The sequence below is a fragment of the Cypionkella aquatica genome, assembly GCF_030161095.1.
GTDB lineage: Bacteria > Pseudomonadota > Alphaproteobacteria > Rhodobacterales > Rhodobacteraceae > Cypionkella > Cypionkella aquatica.
Genome location: NZ_BSPP01000004.1, coordinates 617455 through 643843, shown reverse-complemented (window position 1 = coordinate 643843; position 26389 = coordinate 617455). Strand labels below are relative to the sequence as shown.

Sequence of the window (26389 nt, the reverse complement as noted above, 5' to 3'; positions counted from 1 at the left end):
AGGGCGCGCGCAGCGCGGGTCCATCCCACGCCATCGGGTATGTTAAGCTTGCAGCAAAAAGCCCGCCCTGAACATCAGGGCGGGCTATGGTTTTCTCGGCAATCCGGCTTAATGCACAACCGCCTGCAGTGGCCGCGCACGGCGCGAGGCTGACACCCTGTCGCCGATGATCAGCCCATCTGCCCCGGCGCTGACCTTGATCAAAGCCCCGTCCAGCACATCGCCAGACAAGATCATCTCGGCCAACGGGTTTTGCAGATGATTCTGGATGACCCGTTTCAGGGGGCGCGCGCCGAACACCGGATCGTAGCCCTCATCCGCAAGCCAAGCACGCGCCTCGGGGTCCAGATCAAGGCCAATCTTGCGCCCTGCCAGACGTGCCTCAAGCTTGCGCAACTGGATCTCGACGATGCCAGTCATATCGGCGCGGTTCAGGCGGTCGAAGATGATCTGCTCGTCCAGTCGGTTCAGGAACTCGGGGCGGAAGTGTTGCCGCACCGCTTCCATCACTTGCGCCCGTGCAGCGCCCTGATCGGCCCCCTCGGGCAGTTCGGACAAAGCCCGCGCGCCAAGGTTGCTGGTCAGGATGATCAGCGTCTGCTTGAAGCTTACCGTGCGGCCCTGACCATCGGTCAGCATGCCATCATCCAACACCTGAAGCAGCACGTTGAACACGTCTGGGTGGGCCTTTTCCACCTCGTCAAACAGCACCACCTGATAAGGGCGGCGACGGACGGCTTCGGTCAGCACGCCACCTTCATCATAGCCCACATAGCCCGGAGGCGCGCCGATCAGGCGGCTGACCGCGTGTTTCTCCATGAATTCGGACATATCAATCCGCACCATCGCCGAGTCGTCGTCGAACAGATATTCGGCGACGGCTTTGGTCAGCTCGGTCTTACCTACCCCGGTTGGCCCGAGGAAGAGAAAGCTGCCCAAAGGCCGCCCCTCGTCGTTCAGCCCAGCGCGGGCACGGCGAACGGCGTTGGCGACGGCGGTGACGGCGGCTTGTTGGCCGATCACGCGACGACCCAACTCCTCTTCCATCTTCAGCAGCTTTTCCCGCTCGCCTTCCAGCATTTTGGCGACGGGAATCCCGGTCCAACGCTCGACGACTTCGGCGATCTGCTCTGGGCGCACGGCTTCGGACACCAAGGCGTCACCTTCGCGGGCTTCAGCCTCGGCCAGCTGTTTTTCCAGCCCCGGAATAATGCCGTAGGAAAGTTCCCCAGCCCGCCCAAGGTTGCCATCACGCTTGACCTGATCCAACTCGGCACGAAAGCGGTCGAGTTGTTCTTTCAGATCGCGGCTGGCCTCTAGCTTGTCACGTTCAGACTGCCATTTGGCTGTCATCGCGTCAGATTGCTCCAACAGATTGGACAGTTCGAGTTCCAGCTTTTCCAAACGATCCTTGCTGGCGGCATCGTCTTCCTTCTTCAGCGCCTCGGCTTCGATTTGCAGCTGAAGGATCTGGCGATCCAGTTGGTCGAGTTCCTCGGGCTTGCTGTCCACCTCCATCCGCAGACGCGAGGCCGCTTCGTCCACCAAGTCAATCGCCTTGTCGGGCAGGAAACGGTCGGTGATGTAGCGATGCGACAGGGTGGCTGCGGCGACCAAAGCGCTGTCCGAAATCCGAACGCCGTGGTGCAGTTCGTATTTTTCCTTGATGCCGCGCAGGATCGAGATCGTATCCTCCACCGTTGGCTCAGACACCATCACCGGCTGAAAACGACGGGCCAAAGCCGCATCTTTTTCGACGTATTTGCGGTATTCGTCCAAGGTGGTGGCACCCACGCAATGCAACTCACCCCGCGCCAGCGCAGGTTTGATCAGGTTGGCAGCATCCATGGCGCCATCGGATTTGCCCGCGCCGACCAGCGTGTGCATCTCGTCGATGAACAGAATGATGTCGCCATTGGCAGCGGTGACTTCGTTCAGAACACCTTTCAGACGTTCCTCGAACTCACCCCGATACTTCGCCCCAGCGATCAAAGCGCCCATGTCCAGCGCCATCAGTTTCTTGTTGCGCAAACTTTCAGGCACGTCGCCGTTGACAATGCGCAGGGCCAAACCTTCGGCAATCGCGGTTTTACCCACCCCCGGTTCACCGATCAAAACCGGGTTGTTCTTGGTGCGGCGCGACAGAACCTGCATGGCGCGGCGGATTTCTTCATCCCGGCCAATGATTGGGTCGATTTTGCCTTGGCTTGCGGCCTCGGTTAGATCGCGGGCGAATTTCTTCAGCGCATCATAGGTTTCCTCTGCCGAGGCAGAATCCGCCGTGCGACCTTTGCGGATGTCATTGATCGCGGCGTTCAGCTTTTGTGGGCTGACAGCGCCCGCGTCCAGTGCATCCTTGGCGGCGGATTTCACCATGCCCAAGGCCATCAGGATACGTTCAACCGGAACAAAAGAATCGCCCGCCTTCTTGGCCAGCTTTTCAGCCTCGTCCAGCACTTTCACCAAGCCCGGATCCATATAGGGCTGCGCATCGCCCGAGACTTTCGGCACCTTACCCATCGCAAGAGCCAAAGATTCCACCACGCGCGCAGGGTCACCCCCGGCGCGGCGAATCAGGTTGGACGCCAAGCCCTGATCATCGTCCATCACAGCTTTCAGCAGATGTTCGGGCGCCAGCCGCTGATGGCTTTCCCGCATCGCAATGGTCTGTGCCGCTTGAATGAAGCCGCGCGACCGCTCCGTGAATTTCTCTAAATTCATCGGTAACACTCCTCTGGTTAAGCGCCCCAGCGATGCCCGGAAACCAGCACATCGACGGTGGCCTTGCCGAATAATTGGGGGGCGGCCCAAGGCTTTGCAATGGGCATCTGCTGCGGGGTCGCACGAATTTTACGCAGCTTCGGGCGGCGCACCGCCGATAGCGGGGGTATTGGTCGGCGCGATACCGCTTTGGTTGAATTGCCGCCTTGCCCGAGGCGGTATTCCAGCCCAATCGAAGCAAAGACCAAGAAAAGGCAGGCCAAGATGCAGGATATTTTACAGGTGCTGATCCACAAGGCCCCGGTGCAGGGCTTGCTGCTGCATATCGGCAAAAGCGGTTTGTGCATCGGTGACGCGGCGGAACTGCATCTGCAAAATGACGGCAAAATTGCAATTCATGCACAGGCCAAACGGCCATTGCTGGGCCTGCTACCGCGCCGCAGTCTGCGGCATCTGGGGCATCTGGGCCCCGCCGCCACCAATGTAATGACCGAGCCTTTGCGCCACGGCGATCATCTGCGCGTGCGCATCGTTGGCCTGACGCCCGAGCATCTTTCCCCCGATGGCGCTGCAGAAGTCTATATCTCGGTCTGGAGTAACACGCACCGGTTGCTTGCTGCGCGTCCGCAAACGCCGATCGAGATCAGCCCCGGCCAAAGCTAGGGCCTGAAGCAGGCAAGAATTAGGCCTCGTAGCGCACATAGGCAAAGGCGCTGGAATCGGGTGCCCAATTCGGCACGTTCATCGTGCCTTGACCGCCAGTAAACTCAAGGATGCGGCGGCGGTTTTGGCCATTGGGGTCGCACAGGCACAGAGCCACCGGAAGATTGGCGGGATGGCCGGTCGTTCCGGGCGGGTAGGCGAGATACAGCAAATGCTGGCCATCCGGCGACGGGTGCGGAAACCAGTTGACGCAATCATCCGCAAACAGCTTGCGTTGACCGCTGCCATCAGCCTTCATCACCCAAATCTGCGCATGGCCGTCACGGTCGCAGTTGTAAAAGATGTGGTTGCCGTCGGCGCTGAAATCCGGGCCATCGCAATGGCCTTCGCCCAGTGTCAGGCGCTGCTCTGCCCCGCCCAACGACAGAGTGTAGACATCCAGTACCCGTCTGCCCTCGCGTGCCGCAACATAGGTCAGGGTTTTGCCGTCGGGCGACCAACCGTGCCACCAGCTGGGCGCCTCGGGTGAAGCTTTGACGGGGTCGCCGCCCGCCGCCGGGATCAGGTAAATTTGCGAGCCTTTTCCCTCGTGATGCGACGAAATCACGATCTGGCGGCCATCCGGGCTGATGCCGTGATCGTTGTTCAGCTTTTGCGCAACGCCGGTATCCACCACAATCATCGCCGGATCGGCCAGCGGCACCCGATATAGCCGCCCGTCGCCGTTGATCAGCAGGCTTTCGCCCGAGGGATCCCAGTTTGGCGCTTCGATATGGCGGTCGGTTTGCAACACCAATCGAGAGGTGCCGCCGGCCAGATCGTAGATTTCCAGAAAGCTGCGCACTGCGAAACCCTTTCAAGCAATCGGTAGAACCCCAGCCTTAGGTCTTGGTTTTTGGAGTCAGTAACTTCGTTGGCCGCAGGGCTTCGGCGGCTTTGAACAAACCAAATGTCTGGTTGACGTAATTCACCACACCGCTGAGCTGTTCTAGGTATTTCTGCAGCTCTGGCGTCTTTTCGGCCTCGACCATCTGCACCGGGCGATCCGGGCCTTCGGCTTCAAACTGGCAGTAGAACAACGGCTCGCCACGCTTCAGAATGATGTCTTTCTCAGGCTCGTGCCATTCAAACGCCCACATCAGCGGGCGCGGCCAGATGTTCAGCGGAAAGCGTCCGCCGAAAATCGTGCCGGGCAGCTGTTCGCGGCGGTAATGCGCAAAGGCGGACAGCTGCGAGATATAGACCAGCTCATCGGCGATAAAGCAGTAGGGCAAAGCCATCTGCACCGTAGGGCGATCCGGGTAGCGCCATTCGGCCTCGGACACCAGCGTCATCACCTCGTTCAACTTATTGGGGCGGATGGTCGAGGCTGCACCCGCACGGTTGATCAGATGCGGTTTGCCTTTGTCATCGCGGCCAAAGCCCAGATGGATGTCGAACGGGCATTTGATCAGGAAATAGCGGCTTTCCAGCTGGATCACCGCCGGGCAGCGGCTGGCCGATTTGGCATGCGCCTTGTTCGCTTGCCGAAACAACACACGCTCGGGCGGATCATACAGCACGGCACCTTTGTCTTGCGTCAGAAACCAGCCGATGCTGACCGGGCCGGATTTCGGGCCCTCTTCCGGGCGCTCAAAGCTCAGGTTGATGTCCATGCACAGGCCTTTCGTTTCGCGGCAGAGTCGGCGGAAACCCCGGTTCTGTCAATCAGCCTCGGCACGGACCAACTGCGCGCCTGCCTGCGGTGACAACCGCGCGAACAGCAGCGCCGAGGACAGTGCAAGCATCGCGATCACGCCAAACACGATCGGAAAATTGCCCAGATCAGTGGCAGCGGTGCCGCGCAGATAGCCCGCACCCTCCAGCGTCATTGCCGCCAAGGTGATGCCGATGGAGCCGGACAATTGCTGCAAGACCGCGGTGAACGAAGTGGCCGAGGACAAGCGCTCTGACGGGACTTCGGCATAGGCGATGGCGTTGACAGAGGTGAATTGCAACGAGCGTGACAACCCGCCGACAAACAGCACAGCCAGCATCAAAAGCCACGGCGTTTGCGGGGTGAAGCCGGCCGGGGCAAGGATGAACACCGCCGAGATCAGCGCATTCACCAGCAGCACCCGTCGGAAGCCAAAGCGGCGCAGGATCGGCTGGGCCGCGAATTTCAGCACCAGCGCGCCGATGCCCGACGCAAAGGTGATCAGGCCTGATTGCAGCGGGTTCAGCCCGAAGCCCAGCTGCAGCATCAACGGCAACAGGAACGGCAGCGCGCCGACCCCAACACGGAACAGGGTGCCTGCGGTGACAGAGATGCGGAAGGTCGGCAGTGCCAACAGGCGCAGGTCCACCATCGGATTGTTCACCCGCAGGGCGTGGCGGACATACAGCGCGATCAGGGCAGCTCCGCCTGCGGTCAGCGTGAACACGAGCAACGGAGAGGCAAGGTTCAGGCCCATCAGCGTGGCACCGGTCAGAAAGCCAGCCAAGCCGGGGCCAAGCAGCAAGAAGCCTGCGGTGTCAAAGCTGCGGGGTTCAGGCTCACGCAGGTCCGGGATGTAGAGGGTGGCAAGGATCACGCCGAGGACGGCAATCGGAATGTTGATCCAGAAAATCCAGCGCCAGTCCCAGTAGGTGGTGATATAACCGCCCAAGGGTGGCCCCAGCACCGGACCCAGCAAAGCCGGCACCGTCAGCCAGGCCAGCGCCCCCACCAGCCCGGCGCGGGGGGTGCCGCGCAGCACGATCAGGCGGCCCACCGGAGTCATCATCGAGCCACCGATGCCCTGCAAAGCGCGGGCGGCGACAAGTTCGATCAGGTTGGTGGACAGCGCGCAGGCGATGGAGCCCGCCGCAAACACCACGATGGCGGCGCGGAAGATTTTGCGCGCCCCGAAACGGTCAGCCATCCAGCCCGATGCCGGGATGAACACCGCAAGCGCCAGCAGATAGGTCGTCAGCACCAGCTTGAGATGGATCGGATCAGACCCAAGATCCTTGGCAATCTGCGGCAGCGAGGTCGACAGCACTGAAGAGTCGATATTCTCCATCAGCAGGGCTGTGGCGACGATAAGCGGGAGGATGCGGGTAGAGGCCATCGCGGGACAATCCTCCAAGCCGGGGTTGGGTGCAAGAGGCCGGTTGCAGGGTGGCACGCGGTTGTGAAGGGTGGGCCGTTTAGGGGCGCTGTGAGCCTCCGGCGGGGATATTTGGGCCAGTGTGATATGAGGGTTTTGCTTGGTCCCAACTCGGGACCTTTCTTATGTGTTTTTTATCAATAGGTTAGAGGTGCGGGTTTAAGGTTTTGTTAAGGGTTTGCAGCGACGGGCGCGTCTGCGCGGGGCGAAACACTTCCGGGTGATCTGCTGCGATTTGGGTCAGGTTTATCCTGAAAGAGCGGCTTTCAGGGCGGCGACTTTGACCCGATCTGTGCGTTTTTCGGTGCCCGATTGAAACCCGAATTCGCGCGCAGGGCCACCACTGGGCAGCGCACTGGCGCAAGAGGCGTGGATTTCGCGCAGGCCCAGATGCGACAGCTTTGGCAGTGTTTCCAAAGAAACCCCCGAGCCGGGCATGATGATCACGCCGTCGCCTGCGGCCTGCATCATAGCGGCCAGCGTCTCGGCCCCATCGGCAGCGGTCAGCGCACCGCCCGAACTGAGGATACGGCGAAAGCCAAGGCTCCGGGCGGTGGCCACGGCCTGCAGCTTGTTGGGGGTAAGGTCGATGCAGCGGTGCAAGGTGACATCAAGGCCAGCGGCTTCGTCCAGCAGCACCCGCAGCACGGTTTCATTCAGGCGGCCATCTGGATGGCTTGCGCCAAGCACAACACCTTTCAGACCCAAGGCGCGGGCGGCGCGGATATCGGCGCGCATCACCGCAACCTCGGCCACGGTATAGCTGAAATCGCCCGAGCGCGGGCGGATGATCGGATAGCAGGGCGTGGTTGCCTGTGCGGCCAGTTCCATCAACCCCTGCGAGGGCGTCAGCCCGCCGAGGGCAAGCGCCGCGCATAGCTCGACCCTGTCGGCACCGCCTGCGATAGCCTCAGTCAGGCCAGCGGGATCATCAACGCAGACTTCAAGGATGATGTTAGCCAAAGCGGGCCTCCCCTGCGGCAGCGGCCCCGGCCAGGCCCGCGTCGGCGGATACGGTGGCGGGGACGACCAAGGCCGCGTGGGTCTGGCGCAGGATACGGGCGCGCACGGCTTGATCTAGGCAGGCAATCAGGACGGTATCATTGGCAAGGCCGCCGCCTACGGGGACAATCTCGGCCCCGATCAGGTTGACCACCATCGCCAACTGACCGCTGACCAGATCCAGCCAGCGCGGCATGGTGCTTTGATCACCCGCCCGCCACGCGGCAATAATGGCCTGAGCGCTGGCGGTCTGCCCAGTGAAATGCAGGTGCAAGCGTTCTATGCCGCGGGCACCGCCAACCGTGTCTAAACAACCGATTTGACCACATCCACAGGGCAAAGCTGGATTTTCAACAACCGGGCCATGCCCCCATTCACCCGCATAGCCACCGGGGCCGGTGACAATCTGGCCGTTCAGGATCAGGCCACCGCCAACCCCGGTGCCGAGGATCACCCCGAACACGTTGCGACGATTGCGCCCGGCGCCCGAAGTGGCCTCGGCCATCGCGAAGCAATCGGCATCATTCAGGATCAGCACGGGCAGGCCAAGTGCGGCCTGCAGATCGGCGCTGACGTTGCGGGTATCAAGGCAGGGGATATTGGCGACCTTGATGCGACCACTGGTGGGATCGACCACGCCGGTGATTGAAATGGCCACAGCGGTTTCGGTGCTGTGAAAGCCGGCGAGTGCCGCGGCGAAGGCGGCAAAATCATCGGCAGGCGTCGCGGTTTCGCCCAAGGGCGTCAGCTGACCGTTGTGGCTGCGGGCGGCTTTTATGCGGCTGCCGCCGATGTCGAACGCGAGGATCAATGGCGAGGCTCCTTGACAGGCCGATCTGTTGACCGCATGACGCCCGAAATCGAAGGAGATCGCAATGCCGGATGCCCGTTTGTCTGACGATCGTTTAATTGTAGCACTCGATGTGCCAAATATTGTGCAAGGGCTCGATTTGGCGGCGCGGCTGGGCGATGCGGTCTCGTTCTACAAAATCGGGCTGGGGATGCTGACGGGCGGCGGTTTTGCTTTGGCCAATGAGCTGAAGCAGGAACAGGGCAAGCGGATTTTTCTGGACATGAAGCTGTTCGACATTGGTGCCACGGTCGAGGCGGCGGTGCGCGGGATTGCCCAATATGATCTGGATTTTCTGACCGTGCATGGCGATCCGCAGGTGGTGCGGGCGGCAGCGGAGGGACGGGCCGGGACCGGGCTGAAGATTTTGGCGGTGACGGTGCTGACTTCGCTGGATCGGGCCGATCTGGATGCGAACCTGATCAAGCCGGGGGATATCCGAGAGATCACGATTGAACGCGCGGCGCGGGCGCTGGAAGCGGGGGCGGATGGGGTGATCGCGTCACCGCAAGAGGCCGCGTTGATCCGGGCCTTGCCGCAGGCGGTGGGCAAGCTGATCGTGACGCCGGGAGTGCGGCCTGCCGGTGCCGAATTGGGCGATCAAAAGCGGGTGGCGACGCCAGCGCAGGCGATTGCCGATGGCGTGGATCATATCGTCGTTGGGCGTCCGGTGTGGCAAGCGGCCGACCCTTTGGCTGCGGCGCGTGCGCTTGTGGCAGAGATGCGATCCCCGCAGGCATCGCTGCCCAATCGCTGAATTAGGCCGTGTTAGAGACTATTTCTGCTGCGGTGCTGGTGGCATAAGCAGGGGTTTCACACCCCTGCACCCCGTGGGATATTTATGAACAGATGAAAGCAAATTTTAGATAATTTTTAGCGGGTTTTCGGGTCTTGGCCTTTGCTGCCGCGCGCAATAGCGTGGCATCAAACAGGAGACTTGCCATGACCGACAACGTATCGACGCATCAGGCCGAAGAAGATGCGCGCAATGAAGATATTCTGATTTATGTGAACGGGAAGGTTGTGCCGAAAGCACAAGCCATGGTCTCGGTTTACGATTCAGGCTTCATGTTGGGCGATGGCGTTTGGGAGGGGATCCGGCTGTATAATGGCCGCTGGACCTTTCTGGACGAGCATATCGCACGGTTGTTCGAGGCAGCCAAAGCGATTGATCTGGCTATTGGGTTGACCCAGGAACAGGTGATTTCGGCCGTGTTAGAGACACAAAAGGCCAATGGCATGGTGACGGATGCGCATGCACGGCTGATGGTGACGCGGGGGGTGAAGACGCGGCCGTTTCAGCATCCAAAGCTGAGCCAACGTGGGCCGACGATGGTGATCATCATGGAACATTCGCGGCAGAAGCTACCGAGACCGATCCGGCTGGCGACGGTGCCGCATATGCGTGGCTTGCCGATGACGCAGGACCCGAAGCTGAACAGCCATTCCAAGTTGAACTGTATTCTGGCCTGCATTGCTGCCGAGAAGGCTGGCGCGGATGAGGCGTTGATGTTGGATGTGCATGGCTTTGTGAACACCACAAATGCGTGCAATTTCTTCATCGTGCGGAAGGGGGCAGTTTGGACCTCGACCGGGGATTATTGCATGAACGGGATCACCCGGCAGAAGGTGATTGATCTGTGCCGCGCCAATGACATTCCGGTGTTTGAACGCAATTTTAGCCTTGTAGAGACGTATTCAGCGGATGAAGCCTTTCTGACGGGGACGTTTGGGGCGCAGACTCCGGTGGGGACATTGGACGGGCGGGTGATTGGCACCGGGCAATTGGGGCCGATGACCGAACGCATCAGGGGGTTGTATAAGACGCTGGTGGGGGCATGAGTGCGACTGCCAAGCGCATTGCGATGTGGTCAGGGCCGCGCAATTTGTCCACCGCCATGATGTATAGCTTTGCGGCGCGGGGTGATTGCACCGTGTGGGATGAGCCGTTTTATTCGGCCTATCTGGAGTACACCGGGATGGATCATCCGATGCGCGACGAGATCATCGCCGCGCACGAGCCTGACCCGGATGTGGTGGCATCAATCTGCAAGGGCCCGGTGCCGGGGGGCAATGCGGTGTTTTACCAAAAGCACATGACCCTGCACATGATCGAGGGCTTTGATCGGCGCTGGATGCGGTCTTGCACCAATGTGTTCCTGATCCGGCATCCGGCGCGGGTGATCGCCAGCTATGCGAAGAAACGCGAAGGCACCACGCTGGACGATGTGGGATTTGTGCAGCAATCACAGCTGTTTGACGAGGTGGCGGGCTGGTCTGGCAAACCACCGGTGGTGATCGACAGCGATGACATTCGCGCCGCACCCGAGGAGATGTTGCGCAAGCTCTGCGCGGCTATTGAGGTGCCGTTTACCCGCAAGATGCTACATTGGCCTGCAGGTGGAAATGAGGCCGATGGAGTCTGGGCTCCGCATTGGTATGCGGCGGTGCATCGCAGCACGGGGTTCGATGGGGTGGAGGGTCCGCTGCCAAAACTGGGCGGGGTCTACGCCGAGTTGGCGCTGCAGGCTTTGCCGTATTACGAGCGGTTGGCAGCGTTCAAACTTTAGATCGGCGCGCCGCTGTGCAGGGCTGACAGCAGCTGATCCGCCTCACGCAGAACGGTGTCGCGGTGGCTTTCGGCCATTTTATCCCAGGTGCGATACATCTGCGCCATGCGCGGGTTTTTCGCAAAGCGGTCGCGGTGCCGATCCAGAAACTGCCAATACAGCAGGTTGAACGGGCAAGCATCGGGGCCCGTGCGGTCTTTCACCTTATAGACGCAGTTACCGCAATAGTCGGACATCCGGTCAATATAGGCCCCGGAGGAGACATAGGGTTTTGAGCCCAGCTGGCCGCCGCAGCTAAATTGACTCATCCCCAACGTGTTCGGAGCCTCTACCCACTCAAATGCGTCGATATAGACCGCGAGATACCATTCGTGGACAAAAGCAGGGTCTATTCCGGCCAAAAGCGCGAAATTCCCGGTGATCATCAGGCGCTGAATATGGTGGGCATAGGCCAGATCACGGGTCTGCGCGACGGCGGCCTTCACGCAGGCCATTTTGGTTTTGCCGCCCCAATAGACGGCGGGCAACGCCGCTGTGTGGTCAAGTGCGTTCCAAGTCGGATAATCCGGGCCATTCAGCGCCCAGATGCCCCGCACATATTCGCGCCAACCGATGATCTGCCGGATGAATCCTTCAACCGCGTTCAGCGGCGCGCGGCCTGCGTGATATTCAGCCTCGGCCCGCTTGCAAACCTCAAGCGGCGAAAGAAGGCCAAGGTTGATACAGGGCGACAGCAGCGAATGGCTGAGGAAGGGATCATCGGTCAGCATCGCGTCTTGTTCATCGCCAAAGCGGGGCAGGCTATGAGTGATGAAATGATCCAATGCTTGCAAAGCCTGATCGCGGTCCGTGGGCCAGTGGAAGGGGCGAAGTTTGCCAAAATGTTTTGAAAAATGCGTCTCTACAAGGCCTAGAACGGCCTCTGTTTCGGCATCGGGGGCAAAGCGCAGCGGTTTTGGCCGCAGCAAGTCTGGTTTGGCGGCTTTGCGGTTTTCGGGGTCAAAATTCCACTGGCCGCCGATGGGCTGATCGCCTTCCATCAATAGGCCCGTGCGTCGGCGCATGTCGCGGTAAAACCATTCCATGCGCAACTGTTTCCGCTCGGCAACCCAAGCGGTGAACGCTTCGGGCGGGCACAGGAAGCGGTCGTCGGGCAGCATGCTCACATTGAGCGGGATGGCCTCCAGTGCTTGCAAAAGGCGCCAATCGCCCGGAGTCGTGACAAACAGCCGATCAGAGCCATAATCTGCCGCGCGGCGCAGGATTTCAGCGGGCAGCGATGGCCCGGTTTCGGGATCGCCCAGCCGGGAATAGGCGACGGTGTAGCCATGTTGCGACAGATGCCGCGCGAATTTGCGCATCGCGGTCAGCACCAGCGCTATTTTTTGCGGGTGGTGCGGAACGGCGGTGGATTCGGCCATCACCTCGGCCATCACGATGATATCGCGGGCGGGATCAGCAGCGCGCAGGCCTGCAAGCGTGTCGGTCAACTGGTCACCCAAGACCAAGATCAGGCGGGGTTTGTCTGTCATGGCGCGGAGATAGCGCGCTGTTTTGAAAAGTCAGGGGGCGTTGCGCTTAACCCAGCAGTTTTGCCAGCCCCATTGCCACCGCAGGGTTGCCGGACAGCTTGATCTTTCCGGTGACCAGAGCGGTCATTGGGTTCAGCTTGCCTTTCAAAAGATTGCTCAGGTTATCCTCGGTCAGGCGCAGGGTGCAATCGGCGTCACGATCTTCGGTCGTGGCGGTGCCGTCGGCCAAGACGATCAGGCCAGACGCGCCGCAATCAAACTTGAGACTGCCCGAGAAGGTCTTGGTTTCCAACTCTTTGCGCAGACGCGCCGCGATGTCTTGCAGTGCCAAGGGTGCTCTCCTGATGCCTCAAGACAAGGTAGCCGGATGGCGGGGCAGCACAACCGCGCCGTGGCGTCACACCATGCAAAAGGCCGCACCTTTGCGGGTGCGGCCTTGCAAACTGCGTAAACTTTTAGCCTTTGTCGGCAACCCGGGCGTTGCGGGCGGCGATCAGGCGCAGACGCAGGGCGTTGAGGCGGATGAAGCCCTCGGCGTCTTTTTGGTCGTAAGCGCCGGCATCTTCTTCAAATGTCACATGCTTTTCAGAATACAGGCTGTAGTCGGACCAGCGCGCCACGGTGCGGGCGGAGCCTTTATAGAGTTTCACCCGGACGGTGCCAGTCACATATTCTTGGGTCTTGTCGATCAAAGCCTGAAGCGCTTCACGCTCGGGCGAGAACCAGAAGCCGTTATAGATCAGCTCGGCATAGCGAGGCATGATGCTGTCTTTCAGGTGGCCCGCACCAGCGTCGATGGTGATCTGCTCGATGCCACGATGCGCTTCCAGCAGGATGGTGCCGCCGGGGGTTTCATAGAGGCCGCGCGATTTCATGCCAACGAAGCGGTTTTCGACGAAATCGAGCAGGCCCACGCCATGTTTGCCGCCAAGATCGTTCAGACGTGCAAGGATGGTGGCAGGAGAAAGCGCCTCGCCGTTGATCGAGACGGCATCGCCACGCTCAAAGCCGATTTCGACATACTCTGGGGTATCCGGGGCCTTTTCGACCGGGGTGATGCGCTGATAGACGAATTCGGGGGCTTCTTCGGCCGGATTCTCCAGCACTTTGCCTTCCGACGAAGTGTGCAGCAGGTTGGCATCGACCGAGAACGGCGCTTCGCCGCGTTTGTCTTTGGCAATCGGGATTTGGTTGGCTTCGGCGAATTCCAACAGCTTGGTGCGGCTGGTCAGATCCCACAGACGCCACGGCGCGATGACTTTGATGGCCGGATCAAGGGCCGCAGCGGAAAGTTCAAACCGCACTTGGTCGTTGCCCTTGCCCGTCGCACCATGCGCCACCGCATCAGCGCCGGTTTCCTGCGCGATGCGCACCAGATGCTGGCTGATCAGCGGGCGGGCGATCGAGGTGCCCAGCAGATACAACCCCTCATACAAAGCATTGGCGCGGAACATCGGGAACACGAAGTCGCGCACAAATTCTTCGCGCACATCGACGATATGGATGTTTTCTTCTTTGATCCCCATCAGCAAGGCTTTTTGCTTGGCCGGGGCCAGTTCTTCGCCCTGCCCCAGATCGGCGGTGAAGGTCACCACCTCGCAGCCATATTCGGTTTGCAGCCATTTCAGGATGATCGAGGTATCAAGACCGCCGGAATAGGCGAGGACGACTTTCTTGGGGGCAAGCTTGGCGGTCATGGGGCAACTCCGATGCGGGTTTCGCCCGCGATTAAAGGGAAATGCGGTCAAGGGCAAGCGGGGCGGTTGACAGGGGGCGGCTGCGGTCCAACATGGCGCGATTGTTTTTTAGGATATGGAGACGAGAATGAAGGGCGTGCAGATTTTCTCACATTCGCTGCGGCAGGTGATGGATAACCTTGGCCCTGCGCTGAAGGTTTCGGGGGTGCTTTATCTGGTGCAGGTCGTGGTGACGGGCGCGCTGGGCTATGCGCTGTCGTCGGTGGGCGTGGGCGGGATGAGCGGCGGCTTGGGGCTGGGCGCGGTGCTGGTGCTGGTGATCTCTTTGATCACCGGGATCTGGATTGCGGTCGCTTGGCATCGCTATGTGCTGCTGGGCGAGGTGCCCGCAGGCTTTGTGCCGCCGTTCATGGGTGAGCGGATGGGGCAGTATTTTATCAAATCTCTGCTGATCGGGCTGGTCCTGATGGTGCTGGGCGCAATTCTTGGCATGATCGTCGGCCTGCTGTTTGGCCGTTTGGTGATGGCAGGCGGGGTGTTTGTTGGCATCGTGCTGATGGCGGGGATGGTGCAGGTGCCGATGGTTTTTCTGGGGCTGCGGCTGGCGGCAGCACTGCCGGGCACCGCATTGGATCAGAAGCCCGATCTGCTGGCGGGGTGGCGCGCGACCGAGGGCGACTGGCGGTCTTTGGTGCAATTGGCGGTGATCATGACGCTGGCGCTGGTGGTGGTAAATCTGATCAGCTTTTTCGTGTTCGGCGGCTATGGCGTGATGGCAACTTTGTGGCAGGTGATCGCGGGTTGGCCGGTGATGATGGTGGGCCTGTCGATTTTGACGACGCTTTATGGCCATTACATCGAAAGACGCCCGCTTGTCTGACTTGCTTTTGAACCTTTGGCGGGCGTAATCGGGGATATGAGTGATTTTCCTGATGCCGCCCGCCAATCGACCCGTGCTTTGCGCGAATTGTTCCCGCGCACGCCGTTGCAGCGCAACGACTATCTGTCGCGGCGCTACGGAGCCGAGATTTGGCTGAAGCGCGAAGATTTGTCGCCAGTGCGCAGCTATAAACTGCGCGGCGCATTCACCGCGATGCGCAAAGTGCGCGCCAATAATCCGGGGCAGACGGCGTTTGTCTGCGCGAGTGCGGGCAACCATGCGCAGGGCGTCGCCTTTGCCTGCAAGCATTTCGGAGTGAAAGGCACGATCTTCATGCCCGTCACCACGCCGCAGCAAAAAATCGACAAGACGCGGGCCTTTGGCGGCGACGCGGTGAAAATCGTGCTGACCGGCGATTATTTCGATCAGACTTTGGCGGCAAGCCAGACCTATTGCGCCGAGCAGGGCGCGCATTTCCTGTCGCCATTCGATGATGAGGATGTGATCGAGGGCCAGGCCTCGGTCGCGGTAGAGATGCTGGAGCAGTTGGGCCGCGCCCCCGATCTGGTGGTGCTGCCAGTTGGCGGCGGTGGTCTGGCCTCAGGCGTGACGCGGTTTTTGCGGATTGAAGCGCCGCAGACAGAGTATCGCTTTGTCGAGCCTGTTGGCGGCGCAAGTCTGACGGCGGCTTTGGCTGCGGCAGAACCTGTAAAATTGCGCACGATCAATAGTTTTGTCGATGGTGCGGCGGTGGCACGTCTGGGCGACAAGACGTTTGCGGCACTGGCGTGGGTCAAACCCGCCGAGGTTCTGTTGGCCCCAGAGGACCGTATTTGTGTGACAATGCTGGAAATGTTGAACGTCGAAGGCATCGTGCTGGAGCCGGCTGGGGCGCTTTCGGTCGATGTGTTGCAGGATTTGGCTGGGGAAGTCGCTGGAAAAACCGTGGTCTGCGTCACCTCTGGCGGCAATTTCGATTTTGAGCGGCTGCCCGAAGTGAAAGAACGCGCGCAACGCTATTCTGGCGTGAAGAAGTATTTCATCCTGCGGATGCCACAGCGACCGGGGGCGTTGAAAGAATTTCTGGGCATGCTTGGCCCGGATGACGATATCGCGCGCTTTGAATATCTGAAGAAATCGGCGCGCAATTTCGGGTCTGTTTTGATCGGCATCGAGACGAAAGCCGCTGAGAATTTCAAAGCGTTGTTTGATCAGCTGGATGCTGCGGCCTTCACCTACCGCGATATCACCAATGATGAGATTCTGGCCGAGTTCCTGATCTAAGCAGGCTTAGGCAGCGCTGGCCTTCTGCCCTGCCCTAAGCGCCCGTTTCGAGGCCTGATAGCTGCTGGCGACCTGCGCCAGATCAATCTTGGTGTCGCCAGAGGCCGCGCGCCGCTCGCCGTCCTGACACAGGTTTGCAAGCTGCGCGAAGCCAAGGTTCAGCGCCGCACCCTTCAGAAAATGCAAATCCGCTTCCAGTGCTTTGGCCTCTCTCGTCTTGGCGATGCGGCCGATCACTTCATCCGCCTCTTCCAGAAACATCGCTACCACTTCGGCGAAGTCGTCATTGCCGATCTCTGACCGAAGGTCATTCACCCTGTCCCATGCGATCAAAATACACCTGCCCTTCTACCCCATATCGCAAGGATGCCGCAACCTGCTTAACAATACGTAACCGCTAACCACCCGAATAGGCACAGTTTTAAGTTTCACCTGCCGTTAAGAGGTTGGGCGCAGACAGGGGGAACAAACCAAGAGGCGTGCCACCGTGACATCAAGCTTCCTTCCACTATCCGGCATCGTCCGAAGGCCCAGCGCCTTTGAGGCGCGCCCGGTTTTGGTGGTGGATGATAGCAAGGCGCAGCGCAAAATCCTGCAAATGCAGCTGACCCGTTGGGGCTATGATGTGACCGAAGCCGCCTCTGGGGATGAGGCTTTGGCTTTGTGCATGACGCAGGATTTCCACATTGTGCTGTCGGACTGGATGATGCCCGGCATGAATGGTTTGGATTTTTGCAAAGCTTTCCGCGCACTTCCGCGCGAAGGCTACGGCTATTTCATCCTGCTGACCTCTAAATCCGAAAAGACCGAAATCGCAGATGGGCTGGAAAATGGCGCCGATGATTTTCTGACCAAACCCGTCAGCGCTGATGAGCTGCGCGCCCGTCTGCGCGCCGGAGAGCGGATTTTGGGCATGCAGGACGAGCTGGTTGAAAACAACAGGCTGATCGGCAGCACTTTGGCGGAGCTGCAAAAGCTGTATGATTCGCTTGACCGCGATCTGATCGAGGCCCGCAAGCTGCAACAGACGCTGGTGCGCGACCGTTTGCGCGATTTTGGTGCGGGGCGCGCGGCGCTGATGCTGCGGCCCTCGGGCCATGTCGGCGGCGATCTGGTCGGCAGCTTTGTCGTCGATGCTGCGCGAATCGTGGTCTATTCGGTCGATGTCTCGGGGCATGGCGTGGCATCGGCTATGATGACAGCACGGCTGGCGGGGCTGTTGTCTGGGGCCTCGCCCGATCAGAATATCGCGCTGCGAATCGCGGCGGATGGCGGGCGCGATGCCTGGCCGCCCGCGATTGTGGCGGCGCGGTTGAACCGGATGATGCTGGAAGAATTGCAGGTCGATCAGTATTTCACACTGGGCTATGCCGAGATCAATCTTGCCACTGGACGGGCGAGTTTGGTCCAGGCGGGTCATCCGCATCCGCTGCTGCTGCGCGCCGATGGCCGGATTGAAAAGCTGGGTGATGGCGGTTTGCCGATCGGCTTGATTGAGGGTGCAGAATATCCGCAAACCAGCTTTGAGTTGCAGCCGGGGGATCGTTTGTTTCTGGTGTCAGACGGCGTGACCGAATGTCCGAACCCTGCAGGCGAAGAATTGGGCAGTGATGGGTTGATCAAAATGTTGCAGCATAACAGCATGTTGCACAGCCAAGACCTGCTGGAAGCGCTGCTATGGGATCTGAACACATTCGCAGGCGGCGGTGTGTTTCCAGACGATGTTTCCGGCCTGATCTTCGATTATCTGGGGCCGGACCCGGATTCCAGCTGACGCAAAGCCAACGCCAGCATCGCCCGATCACCCGGATTGCCCAGCAGACGCAAGCCCGCCTCGGGCTGCATCCAGACCGCGCGATGCCCTGCTTCCGTCGGCGGCCCAATCCGCAGACCGGGACGCGCCAGATAGACGGTGCAAAGCTTTTCGGCCCACAGGTCATATTCCGGCAGGAAGGTGAACCGCCGAAACGCGCCAAGGCGGCGGATGCCTGCGATGTGATAGCCGGTCTCTTCCATCACCTCGCGGTGCAGGGCGGCAATCGGATGTTCGCCCTTATCAATACCGCCGCCGGGCAGTTGATATTCCGGCGTGGGCTCGGCCTGAAAGGTGGTCAGAATCGCACCCCGATCCCACAAAACCGCATAAACTCCGGGACGGCGGGTATAGCGGCGGCCTGGCTCGGGACTATTTCCATAGCGTTTGATCATGCTTACCCCTTGGGTGCGCGGTTGCTCTGCTTATATAGGCGCGGTATGCCAAGACTGGCACGTTTAGGAAACCCCATGACCTCCCCTATGCAAATCGCTTGGGACGATACCGTCCTGCCCTTTCAACTTGACCGTTCCGACATCCGTGGCCGGGTGGCGCGGCTGGATGGTGCGCTTGATAATGTGCTGAAACAGCACGCCTACCCGCCGGTGATCGAGGCTTTGGTGGCCGAAGCCGCGGTATTGACGGCGCTGATCGGCCAATCGGTGAAACTGCGCTGGAAATTGTCCTTGCAGATCAGAGGCAAAGGCCCGGCGCGGCTGATCGCCACCGATTATTATGGCCCAACCGAAGAAGGCGAGCCTGCCCGCATCCGCGCCTATGCCAGCTATGACGCAGATCGGCTTGATCTGGATGCCGAACCCTTCAGCCAGATTGGTGAGGGGTATTTCGCAGTGATGATTGATCAGGGCCAGGATATGCAACCCTATCAAGGCTTTACCCCGATTGCAGGCAAGTCTTTGTCCGATTGCGCCCAGACCTATTTCGCACAATCCGAACAAATCCCGACCCGATTCGCACTGACTTTTGGCAAGAATCAGGTCCCGGGCGAGGCCGCACGCTGGCGTGCGGGCGGCGTGATGCTGCAACATATGCCGCCCGTAGGCGGTGCCGTTGCTGCCGAGGCGGGTTCGGGTGAGGGTGGGTTGCTGAGCCATGCCGATATTCTGGGCGGGGCAGAGGCTGAAAACTGGACCCGCGCCAATGCTTTGCTGGACACGGTTGAGGAAATTGAGTTGATCGGGCCAACCGTGGCCCCAACCGACCTTTTGGTGCGGCTGTTCCACGAAGAGGATCCCCGCGTCTATGATGCGCAGGTGGTGCACTTCGGCTGTTCTTGCGGGCCAGAAAAGGTCGTGCAGGCAATGTCGATTTATTCTGCCAAAGATATCAAGCACATGACTACCGACAAAGGTGTGGTGACCGCCGATTGCCAGTTCTGCGGCAAACATTACGAGTTTGATCCGGCGACACTCGGCTTTGAAGCTACGAAAGCGCCGGGTGATGCGGGATGAGATTTCCCGCCTGAAAGACGCGCTCGCCCGTCCTGCGGGCGAATCGTCGGATTTTGATCTGAACCCAATCCTGCTGCCGGACGCACGTATTTTGCGCCCGGCAGCGGTTTTGGTGGCGGTTTGGTTGCGCGTCGATGGCGCGCGGCTGATCCTGACCAAACGTGCCTCGCATCTGAAACATCATCCCGGCCAGATCGCTTTTCCGGGCGGCAAGGTCGACGCAGATGACAAGGGCCCAGAGGCGGCGGCCCTGCGCGAAGCCTGGGAAGAAATCGGCCTGCCCCGCGATCAGGTCGAAGTGTTGGGCAGACTGCCGAGCCATGAAACCGTGACCAATTACATGATCACCCCGATTTTGGGCCTTGTTAGAGCCGATTTCACTCCTGTGCCTGAGGCGGGCGAAGTCAGCGAGGTTTTCACCGTGCCGCTGGCGCATGTGCTGGATGAAACCAAGTTCGTCATCGAAGGTCGGGTCTGGAAAGGCCAACCGCGCCGCTATTTCGCGGTGCCTTACGGACCGCACTACATCTGGGGCGCGACCGCGCGTATTTTACGCAATCTCGCCGAGATGGCAGCATGAAGATCACCGGCGATTGGATCAATTACCCCGGCACACAAGCCCTTTGCGCGGCCCTGACAGCGGCCGGTTATCAATCCCTGTTTGTAGGCGGCTGTGTGCGCAACGCCCTGCTGAATGTCGCGGTATCAGACATTGATCTGGCAACCGATGCTTTGCCTGAAACAGTCACTAACATAGCTGATAAGGCTGGGTTCCGGGCTGTTCCGACAGGCATCGAGCATGGCACGGTCACGGTGATCGCGGGTGGTGTGGCGCATGAGATCACCACATTTCGCCGTGACGTCGAAACTGACGGACGGCGGGCGATTGTGGCTTTCTCGACCAATATTGCCGAGGATGCCGCCCGGCGCGATTTCACCATGAACGCGCTTTATGCGCGGGCGGATGGCGAGGTGCTGGACCCATTGGGCGGTCTGCCCGATCTGATTGCGCGGCGGGTGCGGTTTGTCGGTGATGCGCAGGCGCGGATTCGCGAAGATTACTTGCGAATCCTGCGTTTTTTCCGGTTTTACGCGGTCTATGGCGACCCTGAGAACGGCATTGATCCCGAAGGATTAGCCGCTTGTGCAGAAAATCTCGAAGGCATCGCTGGGCTGGCACGAGAACGGATCGGTGCCGAGATGCGCAAGCTGCTTGCTGCCCGCGACCCCGCTCCTGCTATTGCGGCAATGGCGCAGGCGGGGGTTTTGGCGCGAATTTTGCCGGGTGCTGATGCGAAAGCCTTGGCGATTTTGGTGCATTTCGAAACCGATCTGCCGCCACGCTGGCAACGCCGTTTGGCAGTTCTGGGCGGGCTTGATCCGGGCAGTGATTTGCGACTGTCGCGGGCTGAATCAGACTCTAATACGGCTGTTAGAGACGAAATCGGCTCTGCCCTGACGCCCGCCGCTTTGGGTTGGAAACTGGGCGAGGATGCGGCCCGCGATGTCATTCTGTGCCGTGCGGCTTTGTTTGAAACCATGCCGCCAGCCAACTGGCTGGCAGACATCGCGCGCGGCGCGGCCAGCACGTTACCGGTGACCGCCGCCGATCTGATGCCGACGCTGCAAGGGCCTTCCTTGGGCAAAAAACTGCGCGAAATTCAGGCGCGTTGGCTTGCCTCTGACCTTGTTCTGAGCAAATCTGACCTGCTGGCGTAAGGTTCCCTTCGCCCCCCTTTGGCGCTAGATGCCAAGGGCAACGCGCGAGATCATCATGTTCAAGTTTTTTGAGGGTCTTGTTGACCCCTATGCACCCTACGCCCAAACCGACACGCCGCCGCGCAAACTGTGGCCGTTTTTGCGCGACTATATTCGCCCGTTTAAGGGGGTTTTTGCGGTCACGGCCATCGTGGCCACCGCGAATTCAGCATTTGATGTTGGGTTGATCTGGTATGTCGGGCGGTTGGTGGATGTGCTAGCGCATGGCGAACCAGCGCAAATCTGGGCCACCCATGGCACCGAAATTATCCTTGTTGCGCTTGCAGTTCTGATTTTGCGGCCCCTGATTGGCGGCACTGGGGTGGCATTGTTGCACAACACGATTCTGCCGAACTTCGGCACGATGATGCGCTGGCGGGCACATCGGCATGTGTTGCGGCAACCCGTGGGCTGGTTCGAATCTGATTTCGCCGGACGGATTGCCAACCGGATCATGCAGGCTCCCCCGGCTGCGGGCGAGGCGGTGTTTCAGACCTTTGACGCGGTGGCATTTGCCTCGACCACGCTTGTGGGGGCTGCGATCATGCTCGCGGGGGCGGATGTGCGGTTGTTGCTGCCGCTGGTGCTGTGGTTCGCGGGTTACGTTGCGCTGATGCGGTGGACGATCGGGCGCGCGGGGCCTGCGGCGACGGCGAGTTCGGACGCGCGCTCGGCTGTCACCGGGCGGGTGGTGGATGCTTATGCCAATATCCATTCAGTGAAGCTGTTCGCGCATCATGATCTGGAAGAAGCCTATAGCAAACAGGCGATTGAGCGGGCACGGCAGACGTTTTTCACCGAAATGCGCGTTGTCACCAAGATGGATATTATCCTGACAGCCCTGAACGGCTTGTTGATCGTGGCGGTGACAGCTTGGGCGATGTGGCTTTGGTATCAGGGACTTGCCAGCGTTGGCACTGTGGCGGCAGCTGTGACTTTGGTGCTGCGGCTGAACAACATGACGTATTGGATCATGTGGGCGACGACCAATCTGGTGCAGAACCTTGGCACGGTGCAGGAAGGCATGCAGACCATCACTCAACCGATTGCGCTGGTGGATCAACCGGGCGCGCGCGATCTGGATTTCCAGCGCGGCCATGTGCAGATCGAGGGGGTTTCGCATCATTACGGGCGTGGCTCGGGTGGGTTGCAGGCGATTTCGCTGGATGTGGCACCCGGGGAAAAGATCGGGGTTGTCGGACGCTCAGGCGCGGGGAAGTCCACCTTGGTCAAGCTGATGCTGCGGTTTTACGATACCGAGGCCGGGCGCATCTTGATTGATGGTCAGGACATCGCGCGCGTCACGCAGGATTCGGTGCGGCGACAGATTGGCATGGTCAGTCAGGACAGCAGCTTGCTGCACCGCTCGGTGCGCGAAAATATTCTGTATGGGCGGCCAGATGCGTCCGAAGCACAGATGATCGACGCGGCGCGGCAAGCTGATGCGCATGAGTTTATTCTGACATTACAAGACCCCGAGGGTCGGATCGGTTATGATGCCCATGTCGGCGAGCGGGGCGTGAAACTGTCGGGCGGGCAGCGGCAACGCGTGGCTTTGGCGCGGGTGATCTTGAAAGATGCGCCGATCTTGATTTTGGATGAAGCGACTTCTGCCTTGGATTCCGAGGCCGAGGCCGCGATTCAGGATGCGCTTTTCGGTGTGATGCAGGGCAAAACCGTGATCGCGATTGCGCACCGGCTTTCGACGATCGCCGCGATGGATCGGATCGTGGTGCTGGAGGATGGCATGATCGCCGAATCCGGCTCGCATGCGGAACTTTTACGGGCGAACGGGCTTTATGCTCGGTTCTGGGCACGTCAATCCGGCGGGTTCATCGGGCTGGAGACGGATGCATGAGATTTTTCCCCACAATCAAGCCGTTCCGCCCCGCATCGACCAACCCGCCCACGACCACCTGGAAATTCTTTCTCTGGGCGGTGCAGGGCGCTTGGCCCGGGATTTTGTGGGCGACGTTTTGGTCGGCCTGTTCCGGCTCGATGGAAGCGATTTCGGCGACGATTTTGGGCGATGTGATTGACGCCGCCAATACCGCCAATCCGTCGACAGTGTTTAGTGACCATCTGTGGCTGTTCATCAGCTTTGTCGGGCTTTACCTGATCGCCCGCCCGCTGATCTTTGGGCTGACCACGCATGCCGCCGCGATTGTGGTCGAACCCAACCTGTTTCCGCTAATCCTGTCACGGATGCATCGCTGGACATTGGGCCAAGCCGTGACGTTTTTCGACAATGACTTCGCTGGCCGCATTGCACAAAAGCAGATGCAGGTCGCCCGGGCTGCGACGGATGTGGTTTCGGGCAGTATCGAGACGATGGCATTCTCGCTGGCTTCGGTAATCGGGTCGGTTGCGCTGCTCAGCACGATCAACGGCTGGATTTCGCTGCTGCTGGTGGGTTGGATCGCGGCCTACATCCTGTTTATCCGCGGGTTTCTGAAAAAGGTACGTGGCGCTTCGGGCGCGCGGGCTGCGGCGCGGGCGATGGTGACGGGGCAGATCGTCGATACCGTGACCAATATGAAAACCGTCAAGCTGTTCGCCCATGCGCGGCACGAGGATGGCGTGGCCTTAGAGGCGATGAACGGCTTTCGGGACAAGGCGATTGAATATGGCATTATTTCCAGCTGGTTCCGCCTAAGCCTGATGGCTTTGGCGGGCGTGCTGCCGGTTTTGCTGGTGGGGGCGACGGTGTGGCTGTGGTCGCAAGGTGGGGCGACCTCGGGAGATATTGCGGCGGCTGGGGCGATTGCGTTTCGTCTGGCGCAGATGACCGGCTGGGTTTCGTTCAGCCTGATGTCGATTTTCGGCAATCTGGGCGAGGTTGAGGATGGCGTGAAAACCCTGACGCCACCTTACACGCTGCAGGATGCGACAGGGGCGAAAGAGATGCCGCGCGTGAGGGGCGAAGTGCAGATGGAGCATGTGACCTTTGCCTATGGCCGCAAGACTGAGGATGGGCGCGGCGGCGTCGATGATTTGAACCTGTCGATTAAAGCGGGTGAAAAGATCGGCATTGTCGGAGCCTCGGGCGCCGGGAAATCGACGCTGGTGGCGCTGCTTTTGCGGCTCTATGACGCCGAAAAGGGCCGGATTCTGATTGATGGCATCGATGTGCGGACTGTGACGCAGGAAAGCTTGCGGCGGCAGATCGGCATGGTCACGCAGGAGACCGCGATGTTCAATCGCACGGCCCGGGAGAACATCATGTATGGCAACCCGGCTGCGACCGAAGATATGATGATCGCAGCCGCCAAGCAGGCCGAGGCGCATGAGTTCATCCTGAACCTGCGCGATTTTGCGGGCCGCAAGGGCTATGATGCCTATCTGGGTGAGCGTGGGGTTAAACTGTCGGGCGGGCAGCGGCAACGCATCGCTTTGGCCCGCGCCTTTCTGAAAGACGCGCCGATTCTGGTGTTGGATGAGGCGACCAGCGCCTTGGATTCAGAAGTCGAGGCCAGCATTCAGGATGCGCTGACCTCGGTGATGCGCGGCAAAACTGTGCTGGCGATTGCGCACCGCCTTTCGACGATTGCCGAGATGGACCGCATTGTGGTGCTTGACGCGGGCCGCGTTGTGGAACAGGGCAGCCATGCGGAATTGCTGGCACAGGCCGGGCTATACGCGCGCTATTGGAATCGCCAATCCGGCGGCTTCATCGGCACCGACGAAAAGGAAGCGGCAGAGTGAAAGTCACCATCGAACGGCTGGGCCATCTGGGCGACGGCGTAGCCCAAGGGCCTTCCGGCACAATCTTTGTGCCGGGGATGCTGCCGGGCGAGGAAGTTGAGGGTGAACTTCAGGGCGATACCCTGACACAGGCGCGGATCGTGACGCCTTCGGTCAATCGCGTGAAGCCGCCGTGCAGCCATGCCAAAACCTGCGGTGGCTGCATGATGCAGCACGCCTCGGATGCTTTCGTGGCCGATTGGAAGCTTGGGATTGTGAAGGGTGCTTTGGCGGGGCAGGGGTTGGAGGCCGAGTTTCGGCCCATCATCACCTCGCCCCCTAAATCGCGGCGTCGCGCGACAATTGCAGCGCGGCGCACCAAGACCGGGGCGCTGATGGGATTTCATGCGCGCGGCTCGGATACACTGGTCGAAGTGCCGAATTGCCAGCTTTTGCACCCCGATCTGATGGCGGCACTGCCGGGTCTGCAAGCTTTGGTCAAACTGGGCGGCTCTCGCACGGCAGAGGTTTCGCTGACCGTCACGCGTTCGCTTTCGGGGGCGGATGTGATGGTGACGGGTGGCAAGGAATTGGACGGGCAGTTGCAGCTGGAACTGGCGCGCGTCACCGAAACCTATGGCTTTGCCCGCCTGACGTGGAACGGCGATACCGTGGCACTGCGCACAGCTCCAATGCAGCGGTTTGGCCGCGCGTTGGTGTCGCCACCCCCCGGCGCTTTCTTGCAGGCCACGGTTGAGGGCGAATCTGCGCTGCTGCGCTCGGTCGCTTTCGCGATTGGGCCTGCGAAAAAGATCGTTGATCTGTTCGCGGGCGTTGGCACCTTTGCTTTGCCTTTGGCCGAGCGGGCCGAGGTGCATGCGGTGGAGGGCGAGCCCAGAATGATGGCCGCGCTGGAGAAATCCGCGCATAACACCGAAGGGCTAAAGCGCGTTACGGTGGAAACCCGCGATCTGTTCCGACGGCCACTGGAAGATGATGAATTCAAGGGCGTCGAGGCTGTGGTGATCGACCCGCCCCGCGCTGGGGCTGAAGCACAGATGGCCGTGCTGGCTCGCAGCAAAGTGCCGGTGATCGCGTCGGTCTCCTGCAATCCGATCAGCTTTGCGCGTGATGCCAAGGTGTTGATTGCAGGCGGTTATCGCTTGGATTGGGTGCAGGTTGTTGATCAGTTCCGCTGGTCTTCGCATGTCGAACTTGTCGCAAGATTCAGCCGCCCCTAAGCCCCACGCGATCTTGCGTTGAAAAAAGCGTGATCGGTTGTGCCATCACGCAGACTAGGCAACCTGCGGTTTTTTCGCTATGCGCTTTGAA

General features: G+C 60.2%; 24 protein-coding genes. 13 read left to right on the top strand and 11 right to left on the bottom strand.

What is annotated here, in order from left to right:
- Window positions 1-108: 108 nt before the first annotated feature.
- A complete protein-coding gene (gene clpB / locus QQJ98_RS06575; RefSeq protein ID WP_284324527.1) occupies window positions 109-2721 on the bottom strand; it encodes an ATP-dependent chaperone ClpB in 2613 nt (870 codons plus the stop codon).
- 264 nt (window positions 2722-2985) lie between these two features.
- On the opposite strand from clpB, the gene QQJ98_RS06570 reads away from it, so the two are divergent.
- Window positions 2986-3384: a hypothetical protein gene (locus QQJ98_RS06570; RefSeq protein ID WP_284324526.1), complete on the top strand. Its 399-nt coding sequence runs from the start codon at window positions 2986-2988 to the stop codon at window positions 3382-3384.
- A 19-nt stretch (window positions 3385-3403) separates the two neighbouring features.
- Here QQJ98_RS06570 and QQJ98_RS06565 read toward each other — a convergent pair whose 3' ends face one another.
- The 5 genes from QQJ98_RS06565 to QQJ98_RS06545 form a co-directional block, all read right to left on the bottom strand.
- Complete coding sequence (locus tag QQJ98_RS06565) at window positions 3404-4228, bottom strand: TolB family protein (RefSeq protein ID WP_284324525.1); 825 nt, start codon at window positions 4226-4228, stop codon at window positions 3404-3406.
- Between the two features lie 37 nt (window positions 4229-4265).
- On the bottom strand, window positions 4266-5039 hold the full coding sequence (locus tag QQJ98_RS06560; protein WP_284324524.1) for a hypothetical protein: 774 nt from the start codon (window positions 5037-5039) through the stop codon (window positions 4266-4268).
- 48 nt (window positions 5040-5087) lie between these two features.
- On the bottom strand, window positions 5088-6476 hold the full coding sequence (locus tag QQJ98_RS06555; protein ID WP_284324523.1) for a DHA2 family efflux MFS transporter permease subunit: 1389 nt from the start codon (window positions 6474-6476) through the stop codon (window positions 5088-5090).
- A 285-nt stretch (window positions 6477-6761) separates the two neighbouring features.
- Entirely contained in the window at window positions 6762-7478 is a 717-nt protein-coding gene (locus tag QQJ98_RS06550) for a copper homeostasis protein CutC (RefSeq protein ID WP_284324522.1), read from the bottom strand.
- Window positions 7471-8328 (bottom strand): ROK family protein, encoded by an 858-nt coding sequence (locus QQJ98_RS06545; RefSeq protein WP_284324521.1) that lies wholly within the window; start codon window positions 8326-8328, stop codon window positions 7471-7473. Before QQJ98_RS06545 ends, QQJ98_RS06550 begins: the two co-directional genes overlap by 8 nt.
- Window positions 8329-8407: 79 nt before the next feature.
- Here QQJ98_RS06545 and pyrF point away from each other — a divergent pair, with 79 nt between their 5' ends.
- The 3 genes from pyrF to QQJ98_RS06530 all read left to right on the top strand — a co-directional run bounded on the left by pyrF (window position 8408) and on the right by QQJ98_RS06530 (window position 10937).
- Window positions 8408-9124, top strand: a complete 717-nt coding sequence (gene pyrF, locus QQJ98_RS06540; RefSeq protein ID WP_284324611.1) for an orotidine-5'-phosphate decarboxylase — start codon at window positions 8408-8410, stop codon at window positions 9122-9124.
- 185 nt (window positions 9125-9309) lie between these two features.
- The gene (locus tag QQJ98_RS06535; RefSeq protein WP_284324520.1) at window positions 9310-10209 is read left to right on the top strand and encodes a D-amino acid aminotransferase; all 900 of its coding nucleotides are present in this window, start codon (window positions 9310-9312) and stop codon (window positions 10207-10209) included.
- A complete protein-coding gene (locus QQJ98_RS06530) occupies window positions 10206-10937 on the top strand; it encodes a sulfotransferase-like domain-containing protein (protein ID WP_488798473.1) in 732 nt (243 codons plus the stop codon). The genes QQJ98_RS06535 and QQJ98_RS06530 overlap by 4 nt, the downstream gene beginning before the upstream one ends.
- On the opposite strand, the gene QQJ98_RS06525 is transcribed toward QQJ98_RS06530, so the two are convergent.
- The 3 genes from QQJ98_RS06525 to QQJ98_RS06515 form a co-directional block, all read right to left on the bottom strand.
- Complete coding sequence (locus QQJ98_RS06525; protein ID WP_284324519.1) at window positions 10934-12469, bottom strand: cryptochrome/photolyase family protein; 1536 nt, start codon at window positions 12467-12469, stop codon at window positions 10934-10936. The two genes, QQJ98_RS06530 and QQJ98_RS06525, sit on opposite strands and share 4 nt — an antisense overlap.
- 46 nt (window positions 12470-12515) lie before the next feature.
- The gene (locus QQJ98_RS06520) at window positions 12516-12800 is read right to left on the bottom strand and encodes an SCP2 sterol-binding domain-containing protein (RefSeq protein WP_284324518.1); all 285 of its coding nucleotides are present in this window, start codon (window positions 12798-12800) and stop codon (window positions 12516-12518) included.
- 124 nt (window positions 12801-12924) lie between these two features.
- The gene (locus QQJ98_RS06515) at window positions 12925-14166 is read right to left on the bottom strand and encodes an argininosuccinate synthase (protein WP_284324517.1); all 1242 of its coding nucleotides are present in this window, start codon (window positions 14164-14166) and stop codon (window positions 12925-12927) included.
- Window positions 14167-14293: 127 nt separating this feature from the next.
- Between QQJ98_RS06515 and QQJ98_RS06510 the strand changes: the two genes are divergently transcribed.
- Window positions 14294-15046, top strand: coding sequence for a hypothetical protein (locus QQJ98_RS06510; RefSeq protein WP_284324516.1), 753 nt, complete (start codon window positions 14294-14296; stop codon window positions 15044-15046).
- Window positions 15047-15082: 36 nt separating this feature from the next.
- Window positions 15083-16330, top strand: coding sequence for a threonine ammonia-lyase IlvA (ilvA, locus tag QQJ98_RS06505; protein WP_284324515.1), 1248 nt, complete (start codon window positions 15083-15085; stop codon window positions 16328-16330).
- A 6-nt stretch (window positions 16331-16336) separates the two neighbouring features.
- Here the strand turns inward: ilvA and QQJ98_RS06500 are convergent, their stop codons facing one another.
- Window positions 16337-16645 (bottom strand): Hpt domain-containing protein, encoded by a 309-nt coding sequence (locus QQJ98_RS06500; protein ID WP_284324514.1) that lies wholly within the window; start codon window positions 16643-16645, stop codon window positions 16337-16339.
- Window positions 16646-16817: 172 nt separating this feature from the next.
- Here QQJ98_RS06500 and QQJ98_RS06495 point away from each other — a divergent pair, with 172 nt between their 5' ends.
- Window positions 16818-18104, top strand: coding sequence for a PP2C family protein-serine/threonine phosphatase (locus QQJ98_RS06495; protein ID WP_284324513.1), 1287 nt, complete (start codon window positions 16818-16820; stop codon window positions 18102-18104).
- On the opposite strand, the gene QQJ98_RS06490 is transcribed toward QQJ98_RS06495, so the two are convergent.
- The gene (locus QQJ98_RS06490; protein WP_284324512.1) at window positions 18074-18538 is read right to left on the bottom strand and encodes an NUDIX domain-containing protein; all 465 of its coding nucleotides are present in this window, start codon (window positions 18536-18538) and stop codon (window positions 18074-18076) included. The two genes, QQJ98_RS06495 and QQJ98_RS06490, sit on opposite strands and share 31 nt — an antisense overlap.
- A 75-nt stretch (window positions 18539-18613) precedes the next feature.
- On the opposite strand from QQJ98_RS06490, the gene hslO reads away from it, so the two are divergent.
- From hslO to QQJ98_RS06460, 6 genes are read left to right on the top strand one after another with little or no spacing between them, the layout of a single operon-like run.
- The gene (hslO, locus tag QQJ98_RS06485; protein ID WP_284324511.1) at window positions 18614-19615 is read left to right on the top strand and encodes an Hsp33 family molecular chaperone HslO; all 1002 of its coding nucleotides are present in this window, start codon (window positions 18614-18616) and stop codon (window positions 19613-19615) included.
- Window positions 19605-20195, top strand: a complete 591-nt coding sequence (locus tag QQJ98_RS06480) for a CoA pyrophosphatase (RefSeq protein WP_284324510.1) — start codon at window positions 19605-19607, stop codon at window positions 20193-20195. The genes hslO and QQJ98_RS06480 overlap by 11 nt, the downstream gene beginning before the upstream one ends.
- A complete protein-coding gene (locus tag QQJ98_RS06475; protein ID WP_284324509.1) occupies window positions 20192-21334 on the top strand; it encodes a CCA tRNA nucleotidyltransferase in 1143 nt (380 codons plus the stop codon). Before QQJ98_RS06480 ends, QQJ98_RS06475 begins: the two co-directional genes overlap by 4 nt.
- A gap of 55 nt (window positions 21335-21389) precedes the next feature.
- A complete protein-coding gene (locus tag QQJ98_RS06470; protein WP_284324508.1) occupies window positions 21390-23231 on the top strand; it encodes an ABC transporter ATP-binding protein in 1842 nt (613 codons plus the stop codon).
- Window positions 23228-25078, top strand: a complete 1851-nt coding sequence (locus QQJ98_RS06465) for an ABC transporter ATP-binding protein (protein ID WP_284324507.1) — start codon at window positions 23228-23230, stop codon at window positions 25076-25078. The genes QQJ98_RS06470 and QQJ98_RS06465 overlap by 4 nt, the downstream gene beginning before the upstream one ends.
- Window positions 25075-26298 (top strand): class I SAM-dependent RNA methyltransferase, encoded by a 1224-nt coding sequence (locus tag QQJ98_RS06460; protein ID WP_284324506.1) that lies wholly within the window; start codon window positions 25075-25077, stop codon window positions 26296-26298. Before QQJ98_RS06465 ends, QQJ98_RS06460 begins: the two co-directional genes overlap by 4 nt.
- Window positions 26299-26389 lie beyond the last annotated feature (91 nt).